Below are 998 nucleotides of genomic sequence, written 5' to 3' on the forward strand. Positions count from 1 at the left end.
TCAGGTCAAAACGCTGATTTCACAACCTCTTTGTGCGTTTCATAAGTAAATGATTATTTTACTTTATAGTCACGAGTTTTTTCAATGGATCTGTCCCGAATTTTTTTTCTTGATAAAGCAGGATTTCCGCACACGCACGACTATCTTCCAATGCATCATGATGATGATCTAATTGGATGTTCAAATTTTCGCACACAGTGTTCAATCGATGATTTGGAAATTCAGGAAACAAGCGACGACTGCTTTTCACTGTACATAAAGAAAGATAATTAGGCTGTTCGAGATGGTAATAATCTAAACAACCTGCTAAGACCTTTGTATCAAAAGCAGCATTATGTGCAACGACTAAACGATTTTTTTGAAAATATGGCTGGATAGTTTGCCAGACTTCTGGAAATTTCGGTGCATTGCGTACGTCTTCTTGATGGATTCCGTGAATTTGGACATTTCGCCAGAAAAAAGGAGTTTCAGGCTGTATCAATGTATAGAATTCATCGACGATTTGGCTGTTTTTTACCATGACTAACGCAAGAGAACAAGCGCTATAAGGCTGATGATTGGCAGTTTCAAAATCCATGGCAACAAAATTCATTTCTGTAAAACCTCCTTGGGAAATTACTGTAACATACTTTTGAAAAAAACAAATAGTTTTAACAAAAAACATAGGATTTTTTATGTAGTTTTTGTAGAGAAAAGCTATTTTTTGAACTCATTCCTTGCGACTCGGAGTTAGACGAGAGGATCATGACTTCTCGGTATCAGCCAGAAAACGGCAAATATGAGGAACTATTTTGCCGTTTTCTTTCTCTAATACTCAGGTCAGGACATTGATTTCACAACCTCTTGATAAACGGTGTTCTCCTGCCAACTCCTCGGTCACAAGTCACAATATTCAATAAACATGAGAAGCTGTTTTTTGAAATTGCTCCTTGTGCCTCAGTGTGAAACGGCAGGCTCACAACCTCATGGTAAACGGTGTTCAATCAGCTGACCTTCGG

1 protein-coding gene is annotated in these 998 nt (G+C 38.0%); it reads right to left on the reverse strand.

Annotation, left to right across the window (positions count from 1 at the left end):
* Nucleotides 1-58: 58 nt before the first annotated feature.
* A complete protein-coding gene (locus HMPREF2731_RS12115; protein ID WP_002291442.1) occupies nt 59-592 on the reverse strand; it encodes a 3'-5' exonuclease in 534 nt (177 codons plus the stop codon).
* Between the last annotated feature and the right edge of the window lie 406 nt (nt 593-998).

This window comes from Enterococcus sp. HMSC072F02, from assembly GCF_001837725.1.
Taxonomy (GTDB): Bacteria; Bacillota; Bacilli; order Lactobacillales; family Enterococcaceae; genus Enterococcus_B; species Enterococcus_B lactis.